The organism is Kaistella pullorum (assembly GCF_014837035.1).
In the GTDB taxonomy this organism is placed as follows: domain Bacteria; phylum Bacteroidota; class Bacteroidia; order Flavobacteriales; family Weeksellaceae; genus Kaistella; species Kaistella rhinocerotis.
Window position 1 is genome coordinate 370,118 of record NZ_JACSPS010000001.1, and the last position, 24,768, is coordinate 394,885.

General features: G+C 43.2%; 24 protein-coding genes. 19 read left to right on the plus strand and 5 right to left on the minus strand.

Annotation, left to right across the window (positions count from 1 at the left end; genetic code table 11):
• Positions 1-67 precede the first annotated feature (67 nt).
• From H9628_RS01735 to H9628_RS01760, 6 genes are all read left to right on the plus strand, one after another.
• Positions 68-1,402, plus strand: a complete 1,335-nt coding sequence (locus H9628_RS01735; protein WP_251832390.1) for a catalase — start codon at positions 68-70, stop codon at positions 1,400-1,402.
• A gap of 75 nt (positions 1,403-1,477) precedes the next feature.
• The gene (locus H9628_RS01740; protein WP_251832391.1) at positions 1,478-2,242 is read left to right on the plus strand and encodes an enoyl-CoA hydratase/isomerase family protein; all 765 of its coding nucleotides are present in this window, start codon (positions 1,478-1,480) and stop codon (positions 2,240-2,242) included.
• A 10-nt stretch (positions 2,243-2,252) separates the two neighbouring features.
• Positions 2,253-2,678 carry a deoxycytidylate deaminase gene (locus H9628_RS01745; protein ID WP_262891777.1) on the plus strand — a complete coding sequence of 142 codons (426 nt, stop codon included), beginning with the start codon at positions 2,253-2,255 and terminating at the stop codon, positions 2,676-2,678.
• Between the two features lie 11 nt (positions 2,679-2,689).
• A complete protein-coding gene (xerD, locus tag H9628_RS01750; protein WP_251832392.1) occupies positions 2,690-3,592 on the plus strand; it encodes a site-specific tyrosine recombinase XerD in 903 nt (300 codons plus the stop codon).
• Positions 3,593-4,114 (plus strand): NUDIX hydrolase, encoded by a 522-nt coding sequence (locus H9628_RS01755; protein ID WP_251832393.1) that lies wholly within the window; start codon positions 3,593-3,595, stop codon positions 4,112-4,114.
• A 20-nt stretch (positions 4,115-4,134) separates the two neighbouring features.
• Positions 4,135-4,836: an RluA family pseudouridine synthase gene (locus tag H9628_RS01760; protein ID WP_251832394.1), complete on the plus strand. Its 702-nt coding sequence runs from the start codon at positions 4,135-4,137 to the stop codon at positions 4,834-4,836.
• 45 nt (positions 4,837-4,881) lie between these two features.
• On the opposite strand, the gene H9628_RS01765 is transcribed toward H9628_RS01760, so the two are convergent.
• Together H9628_RS01765 and H9628_RS01770 are read right to left on the minus strand one after the other, a co-directional pair.
• Positions 4,882-7,044 (minus strand): outer membrane beta-barrel protein, encoded by a 2,163-nt coding sequence (locus H9628_RS01765; RefSeq protein ID WP_251832395.1) that lies wholly within the window; start codon positions 7,042-7,044, stop codon positions 4,882-4,884.
• A 199-nt stretch (positions 7,045-7,243) separates the two neighbouring features.
• Positions 7,244-9,520, minus strand: coding sequence for an aconitate hydratase (locus H9628_RS01770; protein WP_251832396.1), 2,277 nt, complete (start codon positions 9,518-9,520; stop codon positions 7,244-7,246).
• 136 nt (positions 9,521-9,656) lie between these two features.
• Between H9628_RS01770 and H9628_RS01775 the strand changes: the two genes are divergently transcribed.
• The 11 genes from H9628_RS01775 to H9628_RS01825 all read left to right on the plus strand — a co-directional run bounded on the left by H9628_RS01775 (position 9,657) and on the right by H9628_RS01825 (position 19,989).
• The gene (locus H9628_RS01775) at positions 9,657-9,959 is read left to right on the plus strand and encodes a CD225/dispanin family protein (RefSeq protein WP_251832397.1); all 303 of its coding nucleotides are present in this window, start codon (positions 9,657-9,659) and stop codon (positions 9,957-9,959) included.
• A gap of 28 nt (positions 9,960-9,987) precedes the next feature.
• Positions 9,988-10,332: a DUF2752 domain-containing protein gene (locus H9628_RS01780; protein ID WP_251832398.1), complete on the plus strand. Its 345-nt coding sequence runs from the start codon at positions 9,988-9,990 to the stop codon at positions 10,330-10,332.
• Between the two features lie 37 nt (positions 10,333-10,369).
• Positions 10,370-11,113, plus strand: a complete 744-nt coding sequence (locus H9628_RS01785; RefSeq protein WP_251832399.1) for a WG repeat-containing protein — start codon at positions 10,370-10,372, stop codon at positions 11,111-11,113.
• Positions 11,114-11,328: 215 nt separating this feature from the next.
• Positions 11,329-13,440 (plus strand): TonB-dependent receptor, encoded by a 2,112-nt coding sequence (locus tag H9628_RS01790; RefSeq protein ID WP_251832400.1) that lies wholly within the window; start codon positions 11,329-11,331, stop codon positions 13,438-13,440.
• An 80-nt stretch (positions 13,441-13,520) separates the two neighbouring features.
• The gene (locus tag H9628_RS01795; protein ID WP_251832401.1) at positions 13,521-14,204 is read left to right on the plus strand and encodes a T9SS type A sorting domain-containing protein; all 684 of its coding nucleotides are present in this window, start codon (positions 13,521-13,523) and stop codon (positions 14,202-14,204) included.
• Positions 14,205-14,296: 92 nt separating this feature from the next.
• Positions 14,297-15,010, plus strand: coding sequence for a hypothetical protein (locus H9628_RS01800; RefSeq protein ID WP_251832402.1), 714 nt, complete (start codon positions 14,297-14,299; stop codon positions 15,008-15,010).
• Positions 14,998-15,513 (plus strand): acyl-CoA thioesterase, encoded by a 516-nt coding sequence (locus H9628_RS01805; RefSeq protein WP_251832403.1) that lies wholly within the window; start codon positions 14,998-15,000, stop codon positions 15,511-15,513. Before H9628_RS01800 ends, H9628_RS01805 begins: the two co-directional genes overlap by 13 nt.
• Before the next feature lie 27 nt (positions 15,514-15,540).
• Positions 15,541-16,476 (plus strand): 2-hydroxyacid dehydrogenase, encoded by a 936-nt coding sequence (locus H9628_RS01810; RefSeq protein WP_251832404.1) that lies wholly within the window; start codon positions 15,541-15,543, stop codon positions 16,474-16,476.
• An 83-nt stretch (positions 16,477-16,559) separates the two neighbouring features.
• Positions 16,560-17,834 carry a serine hydrolase domain-containing protein gene (locus H9628_RS01815; RefSeq protein ID WP_251832405.1) on the plus strand — a complete coding sequence of 425 codons (1,275 nt, stop codon included), beginning with the start codon at positions 16,560-16,562 and terminating at the stop codon, positions 17,832-17,834.
• 29 nt (positions 17,835-17,863) lie between these two features.
• Positions 17,864-19,531: an Ig-like domain-containing domain gene (locus H9628_RS01820; protein WP_251832406.1), complete on the plus strand. Its 1,668-nt coding sequence runs from the start codon at positions 17,864-17,866 to the stop codon at positions 19,529-19,531.
• A complete protein-coding gene (locus H9628_RS01825) occupies positions 19,531-19,989 on the plus strand; it encodes a heme-binding domain-containing protein (protein WP_251832407.1) in 459 nt (152 codons plus the stop codon). The genes H9628_RS01820 and H9628_RS01825 overlap by 1 nt, the downstream gene beginning before the upstream one ends.
• On the opposite strand, the gene H9628_RS01830 is transcribed toward H9628_RS01825, so the two are convergent.
• The 3 genes from H9628_RS01830 to H9628_RS01840 are packed head-to-tail and all read right to left on the minus strand — an operon-like array spanning position 19,986 to position 21,899.
• Positions 19,986-20,318 (minus strand): hypothetical protein, encoded by a 333-nt coding sequence (locus H9628_RS01830; RefSeq protein WP_251832408.1) that lies wholly within the window; start codon positions 20,316-20,318, stop codon positions 19,986-19,988. The genes H9628_RS01825 and H9628_RS01830 overlap by 4 nt on opposite strands.
• Complete coding sequence (gene panB, locus H9628_RS01835; protein WP_251832409.1) at positions 20,319-21,134, minus strand: 3-methyl-2-oxobutanoate hydroxymethyltransferase; 816 nt, start codon at positions 21,132-21,134, stop codon at positions 20,319-20,321.
• Between the two features lie 51 nt (positions 21,135-21,185).
• Positions 21,186-21,899, minus strand: a complete 714-nt coding sequence (locus tag H9628_RS01840) for a Crp/Fnr family transcriptional regulator (RefSeq protein WP_251832410.1) — start codon at positions 21,897-21,899, stop codon at positions 21,186-21,188.
• A 91-nt stretch (positions 21,900-21,990) separates the two neighbouring features.
• Between H9628_RS01840 and H9628_RS01845 the strand changes: the two genes are divergently transcribed.
• Both H9628_RS01845 and ccoS read left to right on the plus strand, forming a co-directional pair.
• Positions 21,991-24,384: a heavy metal translocating P-type ATPase gene (locus H9628_RS01845; RefSeq protein ID WP_251832411.1), complete on the plus strand. Its 2,394-nt coding sequence runs from the start codon at positions 21,991-21,993 to the stop codon at positions 24,382-24,384.
• 168 nt (positions 24,385-24,552) lie between these two features.
• Entirely contained in the window at positions 24,553-24,765 is a 213-nt protein-coding gene (gene ccoS, locus H9628_RS01850; RefSeq protein WP_251832412.1) for a cbb3-type cytochrome oxidase assembly protein CcoS, read from the plus strand.
• The last annotated feature ends 3 nt before the right edge of the window (positions 24,766-24,768 follow it).

Genomic DNA, 24,768 nt, shown 5'->3' on the forward strand with positions numbered 1-24,768 from the left:
CTCTATTTTAATCGAAATCCGCAACTTTCAGTTCAAATTCCGTAAATTTGCACAACAATTTTTTTTCATGAGCCCTGACCATAACTTTAATGATTCTCAGAAGATTACACAACCCGCTCTCGGCTTGTCTGATTTATTGGTGAGTGAAAGCGTAGCGCGCTCTGTACGGCGCAAAATTCCCGAACGGGTGACGAACGCTAAAGGAAGCGGCGCCTTCGGTACTTTCACCGTCACTCATGATATTTCTAATTATTGCAAATCATCACTATTCTCGAAAATCGGCACCAAATGCCGCGTATTTACGCGCTTTTCGGCGATGCACGGCGAAAAAGGCAGTTCTGATGCTGAACGCGACCTGCGAGGTTTTGCGCTAAGGTTTTATACAGAGGAAGGCCATTGGGATCTGGTAGGAAATAATTTGCCTGTTTTTTTCACCAAAGAGCCACAGCATTTTTCAGAGTATATGCGTGCACAAAGTCCGGACGCGAGTACAAACCTGCGCTCCGCAGCAAAAAAATGGGATTTCTACAGCGCACATCCTGAATCTCTGCATGTTTTGCTGATGCTGATGTCGGGCCGTGGCGTGCCGGCAAACTTCCGCGAAATGCACGGCTATGGCACACATACTTTTTCTTTGATCAATAGAAACTCGGAAAGATTCTGGGTTAAATTTCATCTGATCAGCCAACAGGGCGCACACGCTTTCAACGGTGGAAGCACACAGCATAATTTTGCGCATATTGACCTTTTAAGTTCGATAAACACCGGGAATTTCCCGAAATGGACTTTAGCGATACAGGTGATGACCGCAGAAGAAGCGAAAACTTCCCGCTGGAACCCTTTTGATGTTACCAAAGTTTGGCTGCACGAGGACTTCCCGCTTATTGAAGTCGGCGAAATTGAGCTTAACGAGATTCCGACCAACTATTTTGATGATGTGGAGCAGGCGGCACTTTCCCCTGCCAATACCATTTCCGGCATCGGTTTGTCACCGGATAAAATTTTGCAGGCACGTCTTTTTTCATACGCTGATGCGCAGCGCCACCGTTTAGGCCTAAATGCAGAGCAATTACCTGTCAATCAGGATTTTTCTTCCCCTAAATATCATGCGATGGATGACGTAGCACAAAGCATTTCGTTTAAGCCGGACCAATATGACAACGAAGGTGATCACTATACGCAACCCGGACTTTTCTTTTCTAAAGTTCTGAATGATGCCGAACGGCAGATTTTGATCAGAAACATCGTCGAAGAGATGCAGCAAATAGAAGGAAGCGACGCAAAAAACATCATCAACCGTCAGCTGTGCCACCTTTTCCGTGCGAATATAGAACTCGGGATGAAGGTAGCGACCGGTTTGCAGGTGAATATCGATGCTAATATGATGAGCCATTCTCTCTAATTTGATTTAAAGACGCCGACTTTATCCCGGCCAAGTCAACAGAAACATAAACCATTAAACAAACAGAATTTAAGCATGTACGAAAATATCCTTACAGAAATTCAGGAACGCATTGCGATCATCACCATTAACAGGCCACAAAGCCTGAATGCACTGAACTCAAAAACCATAAGTGAACTGAGCGACGCATTCGGAAAATTTAATGAAGATGATCAGATACGCGTAATAGTTTTAACCGGTAGCGGAGAGAAATCTTTCGTTGCGGGTGCAGACATCAAAGAATTTTCGGACTTTAAAACGCCCGAGGCAGAGGAATTGGCGAGAAACGGACAGAATATTTTGTTTAATAAGATCGAGAACCTCAATAAACCCGTGATTGCCGCTGTTAACGGTTTTGCACTCGGAGGCGGACTTGAACTCGCTTTAGCATGCCACATCAGATATGCTTCAGAAAACGCTAAACTCGGTCTGCCGGAAGTTACCTTAGGACTTATTCCCGGATATGGCGGAACACAGCGCCTGCCGAAACTGGTAGGTAAAGGCCTGGCGAATGAACTTATCTTTTCCGCTAAGATGCTGCCTGCAGCGCGCGCGAAAGAGATTGGACTTGTAAACGAGGTTTTTAGTCCGGAAGATCTGCTGCCAAAAACATTGGAACTTGCTACGACAATTGTACGGAATTCGCCAATGGCCATTTCCAAAGCAATCGAGGCGGTAAACCTATCAGACACTGAAAAAGGATTTGACGCAGAAATAAAGTCGTTCGGGCAACTTTTCGAGATGGAAGACAAGAAAGAAGGCGTAGCCGCGTTTCTTGAAAAAAGAAAACCAGCATTTTAACAGATATCATTTGGAACCTACAAAATTCGACATCGCCTATCTGAAAATGGCGATGGAATGGGCACAACTGTCCTACTGCAAGCGGCGCCAGGTTGGCGCACTGATCGTGAAAGACCGCATGATTATTTCAGACGGCTACAACGGAACGCCATCAGGATTTGACAACTGCTGTGAAGACGAATCGGGAAAAACCCACTGGTATGTGCTGCACGCAGAGGCCAACGCGATCCTGAAACTGGCGCGCTCGACGCAATCGGCTATGGATGCTACATTATACCTTACACTTTCGCCGTGCAAAGACTGCAGCAAGCTTGCCGTGCAGGCCGGAATAAAAAAAGTGGTCTACGTAGACGAATATTCGGACAATGCAGGTATAGAATTCCTGCAAGAACATGGCGTTTCTGTACTGAGGATTGCCAAGGAACTATTAAGCTAAAACACAACAAAATGACCTGGAAGGAAAAAATAGAGGATTTCGAAAAGTTTCTGAAATACGAACGGAATTTTTCCGACAACACCCTTGATGCCTATCTGCGGGACATCCGGAAGTTACAGAGCTACGCCGAAGAAACACTGGATGTGGGCCCTCTGGAAATCTCGTATGAAAATCTGCAGGAATATCTCTTCCAGCTTTCCAAGCAGAAATTCAGCGAGCGTTCTCAGGCTCGGTGGATCTCTTCTATTAAAGCTTTTTTTAAATATTTAGCTGAAGACGAGGCCCGCGAAGACAATCCTACGACGCTGCTTGAAAGCCCTAAACTCGGGTTTTATCTTCCGGACACATTAAGTTTTCAGGATGTGGAACGCATCATCAAAGCCATCAATCTCTCTACAGATTTAGGTCGCCGCAATCATTGCATGATCGAAGTGCTTTACGGCTGTGGTTTACGAGTCTCCGAGCTGATTGACCTTAAAATTTCAAACATAAATTTTAAAGAATCATACCTAAAAGTAGACGGAAAAGGTGATAAATCACGGTTTGTACCGCTTGCCCATTTTACAGCGAAACTTATCAAACAGTATATCACCGAGGTTCGCAGCAAATATAAAGTCAACAAAAAGTGTGAGGACATCCTCTTTCTGAACAGTCGCGGTTCGGCAATGTCACGTGTGATTGTCTTTATCATCATTAAAGAATTAACGGAAAAAGCCGGAATTAACAAGAAAATTTCACCGCATACCTTCCGCCACTCGTTTGCGACGCACCTACTGCAGAATGGTGCGGATCTGCGGTATATCCAGGAAATGTTGGGTCACTCAAGTATTACAACTACAGAAATTTACACACACCTGAAAAACGAAGAACTTCGGGATGTCATCCTCAATTATCATCCGCGAAACAAGGTTTAAATGAGCGCACTGAGGTATTGCATGAAATGTGGACGGGAAACGCTGCAGTGGGATGGTGAGAAAAAATGGAGTTGTTCTGAATGCGATTTCAGTTTATTTCATAATGTTGCCGGCGCAGTAGCGGTCTTGATTAAATATAACGACGAAATTCTCTTCACACGCCGCAGCCAGGAACCGATGAAAGGCAAACTGGACCTTCCCGGTGGTTTCGTGGATCCAAAAGAAAGCGCCGAAGTCACCTGCGTACGCGAAATTTCGGAAGAGCTTAGCTACAATATTGATCCGTCCGGCTTAAAACACTTAGGCAGTTTACCAAACGTATATCATTATAACGGGACCGATTACAATACTTTGGATTTGTTTTACGAATATGCAACGGATCAAAAATTCGATGTTGAACTGGATCTTGCTGAAGTTTCGGAAACCGTTTGGCTCAAACCTGAAAATCTGGATTTAGAGGATTTGGCTTTCGAATCGCAGAAACTCTTTCTTTCCGGTTATCTCAAGCATTTAATTAAATAAAAAACACGGCTCTATAAATAATGGAGAGGCAAAACGAAAGTAATATCGAAGATCAGATCATATTTGAAGACAATCATATTTTGGTCATCAACAAAAAGGTGGGCCAACTTGTTCAGGGTGATAAGACCGGCGATAAATCTTTACTTGAACTCATTAAAAATCATATAAAAAACCGCGACCAAAAGCCCGGAAATGTATTTTTAGGACTCGTACACCGCATTGACAGGCCAACTTCAGGACTTGTGATTTACGCTAAGACCTCTAAAGCGCTGACGCGGCTGACCAAAATGGTGAAAGACCGTGAGATCAAAAAAACCTATTGGGCGGTGGTGCCGAAGAGCGATATTCCGCAATCTGCGCGCCTAATCAATTATCTACAGAAAAACGAAAAGACGAATAAATCGACTGTTTTCACCAAAGCAACCGACAACGCGAAGGAAGCCATCCTCAATTACGAAGTCATCACACAGCTCGACAATTTCATGCTTTTGGAAATAGACCTCGAAACCGGCCGTCATCACCAAATCCGCGCGCAACTTTCTAAAATTGGAGCGTCTATTAAAGGTGACCTGAAATACGGAGCACCGCGCTCAAATCCTGACGGTGGCATACATCTCCACGCCAGGAAACTTGAATTCATCCACCCTGTGACCAAGGAAAACGTGGTGATTACTGCACCTGTTCCGAAAGAAGATCCCGTGTGGCAGGCTTGCGAAAAATAGAAACAAAAAAAACCGTGCATAAAGTCACGGTTTTTTTTTGGCGGATTATGGAAGCGGATTTATCATTCCGCCATCTTCTTTTTTCTCCTGATTCAGCAAATTTGGGGCTTCTTTCGCCAGTTTGTTTTTGGTTGGGATCTTATAATTTACCGAAAAACCGAAGTTCCTGCTGTCAAATTTGTTCATCAAAACCACATTCGGCTGTGCTGCAAGTGACCGGAAAGACATTTGCTGACCATTCAGAATATCATTTGCAAACACCGAAACGCTCAATCTGTCTTTCATGAATTTCTTCGAGAGCGTCACATCAATATTGTTGCCCACTGGATTCACCGTCTGGAAATAGTAATAATTTGCATTCCGCGGAATCACGAAATAATTGATGGCAAGCTTAATGTCTTTGGGCAGAATGAACTGCGAGTTGAGATTCAGCATCAGAAATCCTTTGGTGTCGATATCAGGCAGCACGTGTTTCTGATAAGCCGCATAAACGTAGATGAAATTGATCTTATCAGGGTTGAAATTGAAATTCATAATTTCCTTCAGAGGCGTAGAAAATATCATTAAAGGGATTGGTAAGCCCACATTGAAATTGTGAACCGTAACTTCCGAGATGTTTTCCTGACGGTTTCTGATGTATTCATTTTCAAGTCCGGTCGCAGGATCTGTCACTTTTTCGCGCGTTACGAGCTGCATTACCTGGTTTTTTGCATTACTCGCGCTGTAGCCGATAAAAGCGTAATCGAACATCGAAACTTTCACTTCATAATTATCGAAAATCGTGGGTTGCAGATTCGGGTTACCGCTTGTTACGGTGTTGCCGTTCTGGTAAATGCTGTTGTTCGGATTAAGGGCAGAAATTCCCGGCAGCGTAATTTTGCGGTTGTAATTAAGCGCAAGGTAAATCTTCGGAACAAAATTATACTGCACGCTGGCATTTGGGAAAAACTGGAATTTATTAAACGGAATCAAATCTTTTTCGACCAGATTCCCGCTGGCGTCAAAAGCTCTCGAAATGCCCGAAATATCATAATTTTCGGCTCTCGTGCCCAAAATGAAATCGAACTTTTTAAGTTTTGTCTGAAATTCAAGATAGGTGGAAGCCGTTTGGCGCTCATAATCGAGATTCGTGATACCTTCGCTTTCTGTGGTGAAGTTCTGTATATCATACAATCCACCGAAACTCATCTTACCTTCATCCAGAATATTCAGCGGTTGTGAATAATCTACTTTAAACGTCGAAACATTCATTTCAGAATTATTTTGCAGTACCGCACTATTCTGCAGGCGATTGATTTGCTCAAACTCTGACGACGAATTGCTTAGGTTATACTTAAAATCTAGTTTTTTATTCTTATCCGCGAATCTTTTTTGGTAAGTGGCTACGGCTTCATGACGGACATTAAAGGTGTTCGCATCATCTTCGCTCTGGAAAGGCGTACCAAAATACCGTCCGGTACTGAAGGTATAATTGTCATTATTGTTGTGGTAGATGTCATAGTTCAGCAACAGTCGGTCTGAAGCGATATCAAAAGTCATGGCGGCCTTGGCAAAATATCCGCGGCGGCGGCCATCAGTTCTTGTCGTTGAGAGATCGTCAATTGCGGCAGACATCAGGTTCTCGCGATAATTTTGGCCCACATTAAGCTGCCACCCGAAATATTTATTTTTCGCATTTAAACTTAATGAATTATTGGTTCGGCTTCTCAACCTGTCATAATCTGTAAAACTATAATTCCCGGAGTAGGTTGCGGAAAGGTAATTTTTGGCCGTTTTAGAAGTGATGATATTCAGGATGGCGCCACCTGAAGTTGCGGGAAATTCAGCTCCCGGCTGCGTTATGATTTCGATACGTTCAACAGAATTCGCGGGCATTCCTTCTAAAAAACCGTTGAGTTCATTAGAGCTGATATTCAGCGGCCGGCCATCCATATACACATCAAGGATTTTTCCCTGATACATCATTCCGGCGAGATCGGTTACCACCAGACCCGGAAGTTTCTTCACACCTTCCATCAGCGTGCCGGAGTTGAGCTGGGGTTGTTCGGAAAAGTCGAAAATGGTACGGTCGGCTTTCTGCTCAACCGCTTTTTTAGCTTTTACTACAGTAACTCCTTCAATAGTATATTCGCGGTCTGTTTTGGGTTTTTCCTGCGCATAGGAATTAAGAAAGGTAATAGTAGAAAGAATTACGATTGATTTTTTCATAAATGGATAAGCTACTGAATTTAATTTACTTCAATTAGACCATGAAAGCGGTAAATTGTTACAAAAGCCTGCATACTGTGCGGGAATTAACTTATTTGAGATATTAAATTTTTGTTTCCGTTATTTATTTAAAAACAAAGCACAAAAAAACCGCACTGGATCAGTACGGTTTTCTGTTTTTATAAGGTTTTAATATTTCTTACAAACTGTTTTTTGCTTCTTCAGCAATCAGATTTAAAGCTGAACCAGCTCTAAACCAGCCAATTTGCTGCGCATTGTACGTATGGTTTGCAAGGATGATGTCCTTCGTTCCGTCGGCATGCTGAAACTCGAGCTGTACCGGGCGTCCGGGTGCAAACTGATCTAAATCAAGGAAGTTGATTGTGTCATCTTCGAAGATCTTGTCATAATCATCAACATTGTCAAAAGTCAGCGCAAGCATACCCTGCTTCTTAAGGTTGGTCTCGTGAATTCTCGCAAAAGACTTCACCAAAACTGCACGTACACCAAGATGTCTCGGTTCCATAGCAGCGTGCTCACGTGAAGAACCTTCACCATAGTTTTGGTCACCTACAACAATGGTTGGGATGCCGGCTGCCTTGTAAGCGCGCGCCACATTTGGCACCTCATCATATTCGCCGTTAAGACCGTTTTTCACGCTGTTCGTTTCCATGTTGTAAGCGTTGATAGCGCCAATCAACATGTTATTTGAAATATTATCAAGGTGTCCGCGGTATTTCAACCAAGGTCCAGCCATTGAAATATGGTCTGTCGTACATTTTCCGAACGCTTTAATTAAGAGTTTCGCTCCTGTAATATTTCTGCCGTCCCACGGCTCAAAAGGTGTAAGCAACTGCAGTCTGTCAGATGTCGGGTTCACGTCTACACGTACTTGTGAACCGTCTTCAGAAGGTGCCTGGTAACCATTGTCGGCTACATCAAAACCTTTAGCAGGCAATTCAAAACCATTAGGTTCGCCCAAACGAATTTGCTCACCGTTCTGGTTTGTCAGTGTATCGGTAATCGGGTTAAAATCCAGACGACCTGAAATCGCGATCGCAGCTACCATTTCCGGAGAAGCAACGAAGGCGTGCGTATTTGGGTTTCCGTCCGCTCTTTTTGCAAAGTTTCTGTTGAATGAATGGATAATGGAGTTTTTCTCTCCTTTCTCAGCACCTTCACGATCCCACTGACCGATGCATGGCCCACAAGCGTTCGTGAAAATTCTCGCTGATTCAAATTTTCTGAAAGAATCGAGGAATCCGTCACGTTCCGCAGTATATTTCACCTGCTCTGAACCTGGGTTGATTCCTAAAATTGCTTTAGGCTTCACACCTTTAGCTACGGCATCTTCTACAATCGAAGCTGCGCGTGAAAGGTCTTCGTAAGATGAATTGGTGCAAGAACCAATCAAAGCCCATTCTACGTCAAGCGGCCAGCCGTTTGCTTCGGCTTTCGCACGAAACTCAGATACTGGCGTAGCCAAATCGGGCGTGAACGGACCGTTCAGGTGCGGCGTAAGTTCATCTAAATTTATTTCAATCACCTGATCAAAGTACAGTTCAGGATTTGCATAGACCTCTGCATCGCCGGTCAGGTGTTCTGCCACTTTATCAGCAGCATCTACGATGGCCTGTCGTCCGGTAGCGGCAAGATATCTTCTCATAGAATCATCATATCCGAAAGTAGACGTCGTAGCACCTACCTCAGCTCCCATGTTGCAGATTGTTCCTTTTCCGGTCGCAGAAAGGCTTTCAGCACCTTCGCCAAAATATTCAATGATGCAGCCGGTTCCACCTTTTACTGTTAAGATACCCGCCACTTTCAGGATGATGTCTTTTGCGGAAGTCCAGCCATTAAGTCTGCCTGTCAACTTCACACCGATAAGTTTCGGCATTTTAAGTTCCCAGGCCATGCCAGCCATTACATCTACTGCATCTGCGCCACCTACACCTACGGCCACCATACCTAAACCACCGGCATTCACAGTGTGTGAGTCTGTTCCGATCATCATACCGCCCGGAAATGCGTAATTCTCGAGCACTACCTGGTGAATGATTCCCGCGCCCGGCTTCCAGAATCCGATTCCGTACTTATCACATACAGAACTTAAGAAATTGAAAACTTCGGAATTTTTGTTGATACTTTCCTGCAAATCGGCTTCCGCACCTACACGCGCCTGGATAAGGTGATCCGCATGGGCCGTAGAAGGAACAGCAACTTTTGCTTTGCCGGCCTGCATGAACTGGAGCAAGGCCATCTGTGCGGTAGCATCCTGCATCGCAACACGGTCTGGCGCGAAGTCTACATAAGAATTTCCACGCTCATACTGCTGGCTCAGGTTACCTTCCCAAAGATGGGTAAAAAGGATTTTCTCCGAGAGTGTAAGAGGTTTTCCAACGATTTCTCGGGCTTTGGCAATCCTTTCCGGATAACGCGCATAGACCGACTGAATCATATCAAAATCAAATATCATGTCTAAAGTATTTTTTTTAAAGTTTAGGAAACTCAAAATTACGACATTTTTAAGTTTTAATTCGATTTAGTCATACAGAAAATGTGTTGAAGCGATGCCGGAAATCTATTTTTGCTTACTTTTAAAAAAAATATTGATGGAATTTTCAAATGAAAGTATGGGCGCTGAGCGCAGGCCTTCGGGTTTTCCGCCAAAGAACTGGCTGGTAGAATCTATTTTGGTAACCTTGTTTTGCTGTTTGCCATTGGGCATCGTCGGAATCATCAATGCAGCCGGCGTAGAAGGAAAATTTGCGCAGGGTGACGTGGCGGGAGCACAGCGCGCTGCACAGACGGCCAAAACAATGGTGCTTGTTTCAGTTCTTGTAGGCGTGCTGGGTGGATTTTTATATTTAATCGTATTTGGCGGTTTAGCTTTTTTAGGTGCAACATCAGAATAATACCACACGCAAAATTTTACCGTGGATCTTGGCGGTCGGAATTGTCAGTTTCGGCATCCTGTATTATCACTTTGATCCGGCGGTATACGGTTTTTTTCCTAAATGTCCCTTTCTGTCGCTTACCGGGTTGGAGTGCCCGGGCTGTGGCTCACAGCGGGCGATGCATGCGATGATTCATTTAAATTTAAAGGAAGCCTTCAGCTATAATCCGCTGTTGGTGATCTCAATACCCTACATTCTTGCAGCGGTTTTTTTTAACAGTGATTTTGCGAAAGAAAGATGGCCTAAAACCAGAACTATTCTTTTCGGTTACAGAGCTATTCTGATTGTATTAGGCGTCATTATCCTTTTTGCCATATTCAGGAATTTTTAAATGGCTAATTTTGCCTTCGCTTAAACCGAGTTAACCAATGGACTTTTTAAAAATATTTTCAGTTTGGATGTTGACCTTTTGGCTTTCCGGAAACGGCTACGCTCAGGAATCGACTGCCAAGGTTCAACCCAGGGATGAATCTGCTGATGTACACGAAAACATTAAAAAAGATAAGAACGAAACGCTTCTTATCCCACAAAAATCAGACGGGAAATTCGGTTTTATCAACACCGAAGGAAAAGTCATAATCCCGCATCTGTACAGCAATGTAGGCTTCTTCGCAGAAGACTGTCAGCTGCAGAATTCCCCAAATCCGAAAGTCCGTGTTTTTGGATCGGCAAAATATGCGGCAGTAAGATATCTCGGTAAAGATTATAGGATCAACCGTGCTGGAAAACGCGTCTATGCCTACCGCGACAGCGACCTGGGAAAATGTCCTCACGAGTTTCGGAAGCAGCTGTTTCATGCCTATGTTTTTAATGATAATTATGGAATCATCGAAGATTCACGTTTTGAAAACCCCGGAGATTACCGGCAGTTCACGATCTATCCGCAATACGATTATCTGCACATACTGGAAGGCGACGACCTTGAAAATCCGATGATCATTGCTGCAAAAAACAACCGCTTTGGCATAATCGATATCAATAACCGCGTCATCGTCCCGTTCGAATATAGCGACATCAAGCGAAATTTCAGCTGGAAACTCGCACAACTGTTTGAAGTGACCAAAGATGGTCAAAACTACTTTTTCATCGACATTCAAAACAAGGCATATTAAAATTTTATTGTACTTTCGCCACTGAAATAAAGGGGTGCTGTAAAAAGCTGAGATTATACCCAATGAACCTGGAACAGGTAATGCTGTTTAGGGAAATTAAAAATGTACAATTGAAAAATGTAGCAAGCCTGTATTGTTACATTGATAAATTAAAAAGATTGCTACATTGATCTAATCGCCCCTTTTATTCAATTAATCTTAAAAAAATTAAAAGAATGAAAGGATTTTTTATTTTAGGCCTCGCTGCAGGGCCAATTTTCTACGCGCAAACCGCGCAGGACACGCTGAAAACTTACACCATTGAAAGCGTAAACTTCACCAAAAGACTTCCGGTCTCAAAAGAAATCATCAATGTTGAGCGCGATCTGGCGTTCAAGAATCTCGGTCAGGATCTGCCGATTTTACTTAAAACCCAAACCTCCGTAATTTCCACGTCAGATGCCGGAAACGGCGTTGGATACACAGGTTTCAGAATTCGTGGTGTTGGTGGAAACGGCATCAATGTAATGATGAACGGCATTCCGTACAATGATTCGGAATCCCAGGGAACTTTTTTCGTAAATGTTCCGGATCTCACCAGTTCGGCTTCACAAATCATCATTCAGCGCGGTGTAGGGACATCTTCTAACGGAGTTTCTGCCTTTGGCGCGAGTGTCAACGTGATTTCTAAAAATCCGGAGGAGAAGTTTTATATAAAATCCGACAACAGCTACGGATCGTTTAACACCTATAAATACTCCGCCGAAATCGGTTCCGGTAAATTCTGGAAAGACCGGCTGTCATTGATGGGGCGTTATACCCACGTTCATTCTGACGGATATATCGACCGGGCTTTTTCTGATCTTAATTCTTACAACTTTACCGCACTTTTTGAAGAAAACAGAACCAAAATCCGTTTGATGGCGTTTGGAGGCAAAGAAAAAACATACCAAGCCTGGAACGGAATCGATAAAGCAACTTGGGAAACCAACCCAAAATTCAACTATTCCGGGGCGATCTATGATGCGAACTGGGAAAATATTATTGGTTTTTATGATAATGAAACCGATAATTACCGACAAAATCATTATCAGCTTTTGTGGGAACAGGAACTGAACGACCGTTGGAATATGGAAACCACTTTCCACTACACCAAAGGCAAAGGTTATTACGAAAATTATAAGCAAGATGCTAAATTTTCAAAATACAATCTTCCCAATATTTTCCAAACCGGTACCGAGATTAAAAGAAGCGATTTCATCCGAAAAAAATGGTTAGATAATGATTTTTATGGAGTAGTTTCTACTTTATACGGGAAATTTGAAAACTTGGATTTCAATTTCGGATTGGTTGGTAATCAATACTATGGGCGTCATTTTGGAAATGTGACGGGAGTGTATTTCCCACAAATCGATGAACATGAATATTACAGGAACAACTCGCTGAAAAATGAAGTGGCGGGATTTGCAAAATTTATCGTTACAAAAAACCGTTTTGAGTTTTTCGGAGATCTACAGCTCAGAAACATCACCTACGACACCAAAATTGTACAACAAGGAGATGATGAAGGAGTGAATCTCGATAAGAAATGGACCTTCTTTAACCCAAAAGCAGGAATCAATTATAAAATCCCGGCAGGTAAAATTTTTATTTCCGCAGCCGTTGCGCACCGGGAACCGAACCGTGATGATCTTATTGCCAACGTCGAAACTCAACCCGAAAAACTTGTGGACTATGAAGCCGGCCTCGAAAAATCGTACGGTAAGCTTTCATTCACTGCGAATGCCTACTACATGAACTATCAGAACCAGCTGGTGCTGAATGGGCAGATCAATAATATAGGTGAATTCATCCGCGTAAATTCAGGCAAAAGTTACCGGATGGGAATCGAACTCGCAGCCGCGGCAAAAATTTCCGAGAAGTGGAATCTTGCGGCAAACGTCGCTTTGAGCCAAAACAGAAATCTTAATTTCCGCCAGGAAACTGAAGAAGGAATTGAAAATCTGGGCAACACCACCATTTCTTTTTCGCCCTCGGCAGTCGGGAATCTTTCACTTAATTTTTCACCGACATCTAATTTAACCTTAGGGATTCAGAACCAATATGTTGCAAGCCAATATCTAGACAACACCGAAGATTCAGATTTGCTTCTGCCGAGCTATTTTTTGGCCGATTTTAACGCGCAGTACCGCCTGCAGCTAAACCGTTCTTATATTGACTTTAAACTTTTACTTAATAACTTATTAAATACAAAATATGTAAATAACGGATATGTGTACGGCGGACCGGTCTATTTTTCGCAAGCCGGCACCAATTTCATGTTTGGGATGAGCTACACTTTCAAATAAGTTTTGATTAAAGTTTAACATCACGTCAACATCTTTCAATTTTTCCTAATTTTGAGTCCTAACAATTTAAAAACTCAATTATGAAAAAACTTTCTTCTTTGGTACTCATGTTAATGACTGCAATCAGTGCGTTTGGGCAGTTCACGGTGCAGGTTACAGCACCTGGGGTTGTGCAGCTTACGTATGGGGCGGCAAATGATTACTCTATTTACAGCCCCGGTTTTGAGGTGCCTACTTTCTGGGTGCACGTCTGGAGCAACGCGGGCGACAATTCTACCGGTTCAACTTACAACGATTCATGGAGTAATTCAAACGTAGAAATGAACTGGAATGCGACAGCTAATGCCTACACCGGAACGATCAACCTGAATACCAAAATTTTCACGGATGGCAACCGCGTTTTTCCGACCGGAACTACGGTAAACAATTTAGGATTCGTGTTTAAAAATCAACAGAACGGCGCTACGAACCAATCCGGTGATCTTACAGCTACAAATTTTGGCTTTACTCCCACCACTCTGGTGTCTTTGGCCGTTTCACAAAATGATGTTTCGCAGAAAGCATTTGTAGCGGACGGAAAACTTTTCACACCGTTTTTGGGTAAGATTTCTGTGACCGTTTATGATATGTCCGGGAAGATTGTTAAGTGTCTTGTTACGCAGAACACCAACGCTGGAATTGATCTAGGCATTACACAGAGCGGAAATTACGTGGCACAAATCAGCAGCGCTAAGCAAACTGAGACAGTAAAATTCAGAAAATAAATTTCAATTTTTTTATTTTATATAAAAGGCTGCAGCTCTGCAGCCTTTATTTGTTTTGAAAAAGTGCTTCAAAAGGCATAAATTTGCACGATATGGGTTTTATATCTCTCATTTTAGAATTTCTGAAGAGTAACCGCCGGCTTTCATTTGCCGGTTTCGGAACTTTTTATCTTCAAAATATTCCTGCGCAGATAGAATCTGACGCCAAAACCATTTCTCCACCCGGTATTGAAGTGGGCTTTGACGATTCCGACGGTACCGATACGGAAGATTTTGCTGCGTTTGTCGCGTCCAGGAAAGCCATTTCTGTGCAGGAAGCTGCTGCAGAAATCCTGAAACAGGTCAATTTCTGGAAAGCCGCACTTCAGAAAGAGGAAAGCCTTGCGATAGAAGGCGTCGGGAAGTTTTTTCTAAATGACAGCACACTCGTCTTTCGCGGCGAGAGGCTGCAGAATACCGCACCGGATTTTTACGGTCTTGAAGAAATTAATCTTGCTAAAATCGCCAAACCCAGCAAATCGCGGAAAGCAGATTATAAACTTGGGACATCTGCATATTGGCTTCTGCCACTGATCTTAATTATTTCTGTGCTCTTTTATTTAGGTATCGCAAAACCGGAACTGATTTTCGGCGCACGGACCCATTTTGAAACTCCGAAACCTACACCGGTGAAAGTTGTAAAACCTTCCCGTCCGGATTCTTTACAAATTCAAATAAAATCAGACCCAAGCGTCACAGACAGCATAATAAATCCGGCGAACGCCACTACATCTTTAAAAAATAAAAGTACACGATGGGGAAAATAAAAAAAGCCGCTGATTCTCTGACGGTTATGACGAATATCGTACTGCCGAACGAAACCAATTCCCTTAGAAACCTGTTTGGTGGCGAACTGCTCGCTAAAATGGACCGTTGCGCGTCTATATCAGCAGCAAGACATTGCGAGCGCCGCGTGGTGACAGCGTCTGTGAATCATGTTTCATTCAACCATCCTATTCCCGAAGGTGGCATTGTGGTGCTGGAGTCCAAAGTTTCGCGGGCATTTTCTACTTCGATGGAAATCTACGTCGATGTTTGGTTGGATGATCCTATCAATCAAAAAAAAATACATACCAACGAGGGTATCTACACCTTTGTTGCGGTCGACGAGTTTAACAGGCCGATCCCGATTCCGCATATGGAACCTGAAACGGAAGAGGAAAAACAGAGGTTTGATGCAGCTTTGCGACGTAAGGAACTGTCGCTGATTCTCTCTGGCCGAATGAAAGCGGCGGATTCCATCGAGCTTAAAAAGCTTTTCAGCAGCTAAAAAACGCCTTTTTATACAGCTTTTCGAATGAAAATTCTGCAAATTGACAAAAACCATCCGCTCCTTACCGACCAGCTGACAGCGGCTGGCTTTATGATAGAAGATGACTTCAGTTCAACTTACGCGGAAATTTGCGAGAAAATCTCCGTGTATGATGGAATTATCATCCGCAGCCGGATTCCGATTGATCAAAATCTGCTCGAGAACGCAACACAGCTAAAATTTATCGCACGCGTAGGTTCCGGAATGGAAAATATCGATTGTGAATTTGCGAAAAGCAAAGGAATCGAACTCATCAACTCACCCGAAGGAAACCGCGATTCTGTTGCAGAACATGTTTTGGGGATGCTTCTGATGCTGATGCACAGACTTCAGATCGCTGCTTCGGAAGTAAAAAACGGCATTTGGCGACGCGAGGAAAACCGCGGTGACGAACTTCGCGGTAAAACTCTTGGCGTCATCGGCTACGGCGTGATGGGAAAAGCTGTGGCCAGGAGACTTTCGGGCTTTGGCGTTAAGGTAATATTCTACGATATTCGGCCTGATCTTTCGGATGAATTCGCGGAACAGGTTTCCTTAGAAGATTTAAAAAAAGAAGCGGACATACTGAGCATTCATTTGCCCGAAACGCCGGAAACATTGCATTTTGTGAATGAAAAAATGATTTCGGAAATGCTGAAAGATTTCTATTTGGTGAATACGGCGCGCGGAAAAAACGTAAACACGAAAGACCTAGTCAATGCTTTAACTTCGGGAAAAATCAAAGGTGCATGTTTAGATGTGCTGGAATTTGAAAAACCGTCATTTGAGAACCTGGAGATTGTAAATGAAGACTTAAATTACCTCTTAAATACTGATAATGTAATCGTTACACCACACATTGCCGGGTGGACAGTTCAAAGCAAAAAGATGCTCGCACAGGTGATCGTCGATAAAATCAAAGCGAAATTTCAGCCAAATTAACATTCTTTTATGACGGCAGTCTTACCTTTTTCTGCTTAAAACCTCTTACCTTGCGTCACTTTTTAAGCTCAACTGCCTTTTTAATGACAACATTCCGAAGGATTTTTCTACTTCTTTTTTTCAGTTTACTGATTTTCTCATGTAACAAACAAAATGAGGAAACTGTACCGCCAACGGACCTTCCAAATTTCAGCGCAATAGACCTCGACGGTATCTTTAAAAATAAAGACAACCGCCTGAAAAACAAAGATTCGATCGTCAGCGTAATCGATAATTATTACGAAAAGGTTTGGGAAAAAGGGGACCTTTGGGGTAGCTTGCTCATAGCTAAAGGCGACAAAATAATCTACGAAAGTTACCGTGGCTACAGCCAGGATAACAGACAGGCGCCCATTAATGATACAGTGGCACTGCACGTAGCATCGGTTTCGAAATCAATTACTGCAATCGCGACACTGAAACTGGTGGAAGCCGGCAAGATCGGCCTACATGATCCGCTTTCAAAATATTTTCCGGGATTTCCGTATCCAAAAGTCACTGTTTTCAACCTGCTGAACCAACGCAGCGGTTTGCCCAAATATGAATATTTCGTGGAAAAGATTTCTCCTGCACCGGCAGAAGTTTCTAAAAAATTCCTGACCAACCGTGACATCGTAAATCTACTTATCCGTTACAAACCGGAGCTTTCGCGGCCCACCGATACAGGTTTTATGTATTGCAACACCAATTATGCGCTGCTTGCATCCCTGGTGGAAAAAGTGACGGGCGTTCCGTTTCCGGAGGCGATGCAGCAAATTGTCTTCCGGCCATTAAAAATGAAGGATACGTATATATTCCAGGAAAAAGACACTGCTACGGCTGCGAAATCTTTCTTGCAGCGCGGGCCTAAAGTTTATCCTTATGACAGGCTTGATGCCATCTACGGCGACAAAAATGTGTACACCACTCCACGTGACCTTTTGAATTTCTCTAAGGCACTTTATGCCAAAAATTTCCTTCGCGCAGACCTTCACAATATGGTCTTTGAGCCGTACAGCAATGAGCGTCCGGGCGTGAATAATTATGGACTCGGATTCCGGATGAAGATTTTCAACAATGGCGAAAAACTCACGTACCACAACGGATGGTGGCACGGTACTAATTCTGTGTTTGCGCATCTATTGAAGTCTAATGTCACCATAATTGCGATTGGCAACAAATATTCGCAAAGAGTTTACACGTCGCTGGCACTTTCAGGACTTTTTGAAAACTTTCCGGCAGAAACCGAAAAACTGGCGAAACTGATGCACGAAAATTCTGCACCGATTGCTCCCGTGGTACCTCCGGAAACAAACGCCGGCGAGCCTTACAGCGAATAATTTCTTATTTTTGCGCAAATACCTTTTTAATGAAGAAAGTTGTCTTTCTTTTTCTGAGTCTTCTGCTTTTTTCATGCGCACGCGTGGGATCGCCGGTCGGTGGTGACAAAGACACTTTGCCGCCGCAGGTAGTCGGTTCAAATATTGATACTTCGAGAGTGAACGTTCCGCGTGACATCCGTGAGCTCAGAATAGATTTTGATGAGTATATCACCTTGAAAGACATCAACAGACAGCTTATCATTTCTCCACCACTGCGCAAGATGACCAAGATCATCCCGTCCGGCTTGGCAAATAAATATCTGCTCATCAAATGGGATGATACCCTGCAGGCCAACACCACTTATAATTTTAATTTTGGTAATGCTATTCAGGATAACAACGAGGGTAACCCGCTCCGCTACTATAATTTTGCTTTTTCTACCGGTGAAAAAATAGACGACCTATACATCAGTGGCGAACTGAAAGATCTGATGGCAGAAGAAACTTCGGTTTCTACCGAAAAAGATTTGGTAGTAGGTTTATATACGGCAAAAGATTCTATGGAATACCGCCAGAAGCCGTATTATATAACGAAAGCAGATCCGGACGGCTATTTTGAACTCAACTACCTTTCACCGGGCACTTATCGTATTTTAGCCTTCGAAGACGGAAATTCAAACTCCGTGTATGATGCCGGAAAAGAAAATGTTGCATTTTTAAAGGAACCTGTTGTTTTGGACAAAAATATTTCAGGTCTCAATCTCACCTTGTATCCATCCCGAAAAGCGGTGAAATATGTGGAAATGAAGGAGGCGCCGGGTGGAATCCTGATGACATTTGAAGGCAATCCGCAAACGGTAAATGTACTTTCTTTAAATGAAAAACTGCAGGATTATAAGGTGACACACAAGCCAAAATCAGATTCTGTACATATTTGGTTCGATGCGCAGAAACAGGATGTGGGAATCTCGGCCAGCGAAAATTTGCGTTTCAGTTATGATGACGGTTTTAAGAAAGATTCTGTGTCACTTTTCTACCGTTACAATACGCGGAATGAGCTCACACTTTCAAATAACCAAGGTAATTTGTTAGCACCAGGTGACGGCTTTACCATTTCTTCAAATTATATTATCGACAGCATCCAACCCGAAAAGTGGACCTTGGTCTCCGACAGTCTGTCGCAGCCGTTTACCGCACGTATCAACGAAAACAACCGTTTTGAAGTAAACATTCAAAGTGAATTTAAAGAAGGCAAAAAATATTCGCTCACCGTTCCACGCGAAACTTTAAGTTCGTTTTATGTTTCGGTCCCGAAATCTTACCGTTTCGACTTCGAGGCGGATAAGACCGAAAATTACGGTTCGCTGGTGCTTACTTTAGAAAACATGCCTGAAAATACATTCTGGCTGCAACTTCTTACGGATAACAATAAGATTGCTTATTCTTCCACAGGTAAAACCGCGGTATTTACGTTTAATGCATTGAAGCCAGGAAGTTACAAAGTCCGGATCTTGGTTGATAATAACGAAAACGGCATCTGGGATTCTGCGGATTTACTCACCGACGAGTTCGCTGAAGACGTTTATATCCTCAATAAAACCATTGAGATTAGACCCTTGTGGGAAATACGTGAAACCTGGGACCTGAAAGCTGCCGAGGATAAACCCGGGCTGCAGTCATCCGGCGAAACTAGTTCTACGCCTGTAATTCCATAATGAAAATATTTCTGAATATAATTTATTGGACACTGATTGTCACCGCGCTGATCCAGTTTGTGCCCGTAGACCGAAGCAATAAACCCGTAAAGCAGGAGGAGAACTTCGTCTACCTTCTCAACACGCCACCGGCCGTACGCCAAATTTTGAAAAAAGCTTGCTATGACTGTCATTCAAACGAAACCGTGTATCCTGACTATGCCTTTGTAGCTCCAATTTCCTGGTCAGTTAAAAATCACGTAAACGAAGGTCGGGAGCATTTAAACCTTTCTGTTTGGGGAAGGTACAATCCTGATCTAAAGAAAAGTATGCTCGAAAACAGCGTCCATTCGGTAAAAGAATATGCGATGCCGCTGCCAGCCTACATCACACGTCATCCCGAAGCCAATCTTACGAAGGCTGAACGCGTGTTACTTACAAATTATTTTGAAGAAATTCTTAAATCGGGCGCGTATTAGTTACGGCGAACTGTCCTTGGGCGGTTGAAAATTGAAAGTAAAACGCCGGCAAACAAACCAATAGTCTTAATCACCGCAAACTGTGAATCCTGTGGAAGGAAAGCACCGATAATACAAAGCGCTGCCGCTGCGTACATAGGATACAGCATGTTCTTATTGGCGAGCGTAGGTGCCTGAAAATAGAAACTGGCTCCGATCAAGACATAGAAAACCTTGTTGTACAGCAGATCATTTATTTCGGGTGAAAAAAGGTTGAAAAAACCTACGATAAGGCAAAGTAATGCGGCAATCGAAAGGATTCCCTGGATGGTTTGTGTATTGGTATTCATTTAGTAACTTTCATTTTGATTAGGGAAATCAGCAGTTTTCACATCTTTTACGAATTGTGAAACTGCGCCTGTGATTTCTGTATAAAGGTCGAGGTAGCGCCTGAGGAATTTAGGCGAAAAACCGTGGTTCATCCCCACCATGTCGTGATATACCAGCACCTGACCATCACAGTCTGCGCCGGCACCAATCCCGATGGTTGGAATTGTGATATTTTCAGTGACTTTTTTCGCCAGGTTCGCCGGAATTTTCTCCAGTACAAGCGCAAAACAGCCGAGTTCTTCCAGTAATTTAGCATCGCTCAAGAGTTTTTCAGCTTCCGCTTCCTCTTTTGCACGAACTTTATACGTCCCGAACTGGTAGATGGACTGCGGCGTAAGGCCGAGGTGACCCATCACAGGGATACCGGCATTGATGATTTTCCGGATCGATTCTTCAATTTCGATGCCGCCTTCTATCTTCACCGCATGTGCACCGCCTTCCTTCATCATGCGTACCGCTGACTCAAGTGCCTTGTCCGGATTGCTTTGGTAGGAACCAAACGGCAAATCTGCAACCACCAGTGCACGCTGTACACCGCGCACCACACATTGGGTGTGGTAGATCATTTGGTCTAAGGTAATAGGAAGTGTCGTTTCAAAACCTGCCATCACATTTGCGGCAGAATCACCGATGAGGATTGATTCTACGCCACCGGCATCCACCATTTTCGCGGTAGTGAAATCATATGCCGTAAGCATGGTGATTTTCTCTTTGTCGAATTTCATTTTTCGCAAAGTTTCGGTGGTTATTTTCTTTATTTCGGAATGTACAGACATTAGGTTTGTTTTAAAATAATTATTAACCGGCTGCGCAAAAATTTAGAAATACTACAATGTCACGTGACCCAGCTTGATGAGTTTTTCGTGATTCAATATTTTTAAATTCCGCCCGTCAGCTTCGATCAGGCCGTCCTGTTTGAATTCTGAAATCAAGCGTATCGCGCTCTCTGTGGCAGTTCCCACCAAATTAGCGATTTCTTCACGGGTTAACGTGATTTTGATAAAGCCTTCCGGGTCTGTACCCAATTTCTGTTCGAGCAGCAGCAGAATTTCGGCAAGGCGTTCACGCACTGTCTTTTGTGCTAAAACTGTCACCGTATTTGAAGATTCGCCAAGTTCAAACGCAATTTTCTGTAGCATAACGAAAGACAGTTTCGGAAATACTTCCAGCAGATGAAGAAAAACATCTGATGGTAAAAAAGTAGCTTCCACGTCGGTCATCGCCTCTGCTTTTGCCTGAAACTGCTCACCACAAAGCAATGAACGATACCCAATAAGATCACCTTCTTTGATGAATCGCAGGATCTGCTCTTTTCCGTAAACACCTTGCTTGCTGAGTTTTGCGGTTCCTTTATTCAAAAAATAAACGCCGTTTGGCGTTCCTCCATCATCAAAAATGGTCTGTCCCTTGCGGAATTTCAGGTTTTGTTTTGCGTTAACATAGCGCGAATAATCTTCGGCAGACAACATTTCCTTAAACGACTCATCACTAAATACTTGTAATAGATTTTCCTCGATCAACTTTTGTTTTTCCAGCGACATATTTTATGACATTTATCAGCAAAAATAGGAATTATAAAGCCTTGGCACAAATATAATTGTCATAAGTTTGCATTCCTTTTTTGACCTTATAATGTCTGAAAACTGTTTCCACTGCGGCCAAAGTATCGTGAAAGAGCGTATTGCATTTGACGGTAAAGAGTTCTGCTGTGCGGGCTGCAAATCTGTCTATGAAATATTAAATCTAAATGACTTAGGCGATTTCTACGAACTGAACAGACAATCGGGCATACGGCCGGACGAGTCGCAAAATTCCCAGTTTGATTACCTCGACACCGCCGAAATTTTCGACAGAATCACAGATTTTTCGGAGGGTGACACTACGATAGTCAATTTCAAGATCCCGGTAATCCACTGTTCCAGCTGTATCTGGCTTCTCGAAAGCCTTCATACACTGAACAAAAACATCAAATATTCTCAGGTCAACTTTACGCGCAAGACCGTTCAGATCTCATTCAATGCTAATGCTTTACCGCTTAGCGAACTTGCAAAGTTCCTTACCAATCTTGGCTATAAACCGGTTATCACGCTAGAATCTGCCGAAAGGAAAGAAGAGAAATACGACCGTTCATTGATTTTAAAACTCGCTGTGGCAGGTTTTGCCTTCGGAAACGGAATGTTCTTCAGCTATCCTGAATATGCCGAACAGATAATGGGGACCACCGACTTCTGGATGGAAAAATACAAACATCTGTTCAGGTTTATCACTTTCTCGCTCGCCACACCGGTTGTTTTTTACTCCGCATCCGGATATTTTAAATCAGCCTGGTATGGCCTGAAAAACAAAGTCGTAAACATCGACGTTCCGATCGTTTTAGGAATCATTATGCTTTATGGCCGAAGCATTTACGAGATACTTACAGATTACGGCCCTGGCTATTTTGATACGCTTTGCGGACTACTGTTTTTCATGCTTTTGGGTAAACTTTTTCAACAGCGGACGTACGGCGCGCTTTCTTATGACCGCGATTACAAATCCTTCTATCCTATCGCCGTAACCAAAGTTGATTTTAATGGTCAGCACGAAAACATTTTGCTGTCCGAACTGGAAATAGGTCACCGAATTTTGGTCCGCAACCAGGAAATAATTCCGGTAGATGCCATTCTGATCAGCGGTGAGGGCAATATCGACAACAGTTTTATTACCGGCGAAAGTGCTTCGGTGCCTAAAAAACCGGGCGATAAGATCTTTGCGGGTGGCAAGCAGGTGGGTTCCGCGCTTGAGCTTGAAGTCATAAAAACCGTAAACCAGAGTTACCTTACGCAGCTTTGGAACAAAGAAGCATTTAAAAAACACGAGACCGGCCTTGATACGCTGACGAATAAAATCTCCAAATATTTCACTTTCATCATCTTAGGGATTACACTGATTGCCGGAATTTACTGGGCGCAGGTTGATTTTGAGAAAATGTTCCAGGTAGTGGCCGCCATCCTGATCATTGCGTGTCCGTGTGCGCTGGCACTTTCGGCACCTTTTACCTTCGGTCACGTGATGCGGATTCTGGGCCGGAATAAATTCTACGTCAAAGACACACTTACGATTGAAAAACTGGCAAAAACCACGTCGCTGGTATTCGATAAAACCGGGACAATCACATTCAGCAACAAAGCAAATATCGCACTTGAAGGTGCTGAACTCGAAGAATTTGACCTTAAAAACATCAAAACACTCCTGAACAACTCCAATCATCCGCTTTCGAAAGCTTTGTATGACTTTCTTCCGGCCAATGACGACCATTTTCCGGTGACGAATTTCATCGAAACTGCGGGTAAAGGCTATGAAGCGGATGTACGCGGACGCCATTACAGGATTGGTTCTGCGAAGCTCGTGGGTGTAAAGTCGAAAAATCTCGAAACTGCGGTGTATATCAGTAAAAATGATCAGTTACTGGCAAAATATGTCTTCAAAAACGAATACAGACCGAATTTAGCACATCTTTTTACTAAGCTGAAAACATACGCTGTGCATATCCTAAGCGGTGACAATTCATCGGAGGAAAAATCACTTGCTGAGATCATTCCAAATGCAGCTGGAATGGCATTTAATCAAAGTCCGGAGGATAAGTTGATGTACATACAGGCATTACAAAACCGCGGCGAAAAAGTGGCGATGGTAGGCGACGGCCTGAACGATGCCGGAGCGCTGAAACAGAGCGATGTAGGAATTGCGGTGGCCGATGACACGCACGCTTTCACTCCTTCCTCAGATGTCATCATGGCGGGAGTAAAACTGCCGGCTCTCCACGATTATCTAAACTTCACTAAAGATGCGATGACGATTGTGAAGATTACGTTTGGGATCAGTTTCTTCTACAACATCATCGGGCTTTCTTTTGCGGTCACCGGCCACATGTCACCTCTTTTCGCGGCAATCATCATGCCCATCAGTTCGATAAGTGTAGTAGCTTTCACGTCTGCAAGTACGTGGTGGAGGAGCCTGAAGTATTTTAGACTGAAAACAGATTAGAAGGCAAAAATGCAGGGATATTTATTTAATAATGTATTAATCAACAACTTAAGTTAAAACAGAACCGACGAGGTAATTTTATGTTAAATAGGCGACCGGTTATATTATAATATTATCATAAATTTTGAGTAATTTTGAAGCGGTTTTTCGCTAAATTTGCACTGGAATATGGATATTTTATATTTGATGATTCTCTGCAGCGTTTCAGTAGCTGTGATTTTCTTAATCATCTTTATTGTAAGTGCAAGAAAGGGACAGTTCGAAGATGACGAATCGCCCGCAGTGCGCATTTTGCTCGATAATGAAGTCGTGAAAAATGAGCCCGAAACCTCAAATGAAACTGAGCAAAAAAACAAAAAAACAGACGAAATAAGTGAATAATAA

Coding starts and splice junctions, on each gene's coding strand:
- H9628_RS01735 (WP_251832390.1), top strand. CDS start 68: ATGAGCCCTGACCATAACTTTAATGATTCTCAGAAGATTACACAACCC.
- H9628_RS01740 (WP_251832391.1), top strand. CDS start 1,478: ATGTACGAAAATATCCTTACAGAAATTCAGGAACGCATTGCGATCATC.
- xerD (WP_251832392.1), top strand. CDS start 2,690: ATGACCTGGAAGGAAAAAATAGAGGATTTCGAAAAGTTTCTGAAATAC.
- H9628_RS01755 (WP_251832393.1), top strand. CDS start 3,593: ATGAGCGCACTGAGGTATTGCATGAAATGTGGACGGGAAACGCTGCAG.
- H9628_RS01760 (WP_251832394.1), top strand. CDS start 4,135: ATGGAGAGGCAAAACGAAAGTAATATCGAAGATCAGATCATATTTGAA.
- H9628_RS01765 (WP_251832395.1), bottom strand. CDS start 7,044: ATGAAAAAATCAATCGTAATTCTTTCTACTATTACCTTTCTTAATTCC.
- H9628_RS01770 (WP_251832396.1), bottom strand. CDS start 9,520: ATGATATTTGATTTTGATATGATTCAGTCGGTCTATGCGCGTTATCCG.
- H9628_RS01775 (WP_251832397.1), top strand. CDS start 9,657: ATGGAATTTTCAAATGAAAGTATGGGCGCTGAGCGCAGGCCTTCGGGT.
- H9628_RS01785 (WP_251832399.1), top strand. CDS start 10,370: ATGGACTTTTTAAAAATATTTTCAGTTTGGATGTTGACCTTTTGGCTT.
- H9628_RS01790 (WP_251832400.1), top strand. CDS start 11,329: ATGAAAGGATTTTTTATTTTAGGCCTCGCTGCAGGGCCAATTTTCTAC.
- H9628_RS01795 (WP_251832401.1), top strand. CDS start 13,521: ATGAAAAAACTTTCTTCTTTGGTACTCATGTTAATGACTGCAATCAGT.
- H9628_RS01800 (WP_251832402.1), top strand. CDS start 14,297: ATGGGTTTTATATCTCTCATTTTAGAATTTCTGAAGAGTAACCGCCGG.
- H9628_RS01805 (WP_251832403.1), top strand. CDS start 14,998: ATGGGGAAAATAAAAAAAGCCGCTGATTCTCTGACGGTTATGACGAAT.
- H9628_RS01810 (WP_251832404.1), top strand. CDS start 15,541: ATGAAAATTCTGCAAATTGACAAAAACCATCCGCTCCTTACCGACCAG.
- H9628_RS01815 (WP_251832405.1), top strand. CDS start 16,560: ATGACAACATTCCGAAGGATTTTTCTACTTCTTTTTTTCAGTTTACTG.
- H9628_RS01820 (WP_251832406.1), top strand. CDS start 17,864: ATGAAGAAAGTTGTCTTTCTTTTTCTGAGTCTTCTGCTTTTTTCATGC.
- H9628_RS01825 (WP_251832407.1), top strand. CDS start 19,531: ATGAAAATATTTCTGAATATAATTTATTGGACACTGATTGTCACCGCG.
- H9628_RS01830 (WP_251832408.1), bottom strand. CDS start 20,318: ATGAATACCAATACACAAACCATCCAGGGAATCCTTTCGATTGCCGCA.
- panB (WP_251832409.1), bottom strand. CDS start 21,134: ATGTCTGTACATTCCGAAATAAAGAAAATAACCACCGAAACTTTGCGA.
- H9628_RS01840 (WP_251832410.1), bottom strand. CDS start 21,899: ATGTCGCTGGAAAAACAAAAGTTGATCGAGGAAAATCTATTACAAGTA.
- H9628_RS01845 (WP_251832411.1), top strand. CDS start 21,991: ATGTCTGAAAACTGTTTCCACTGCGGCCAAAGTATCGTGAAAGAGCGT.
- ccoS (WP_251832412.1), top strand. CDS start 24,553: ATGGATATTTTATATTTGATGATTCTCTGCAGCGTTTCAGTAGCTGTG.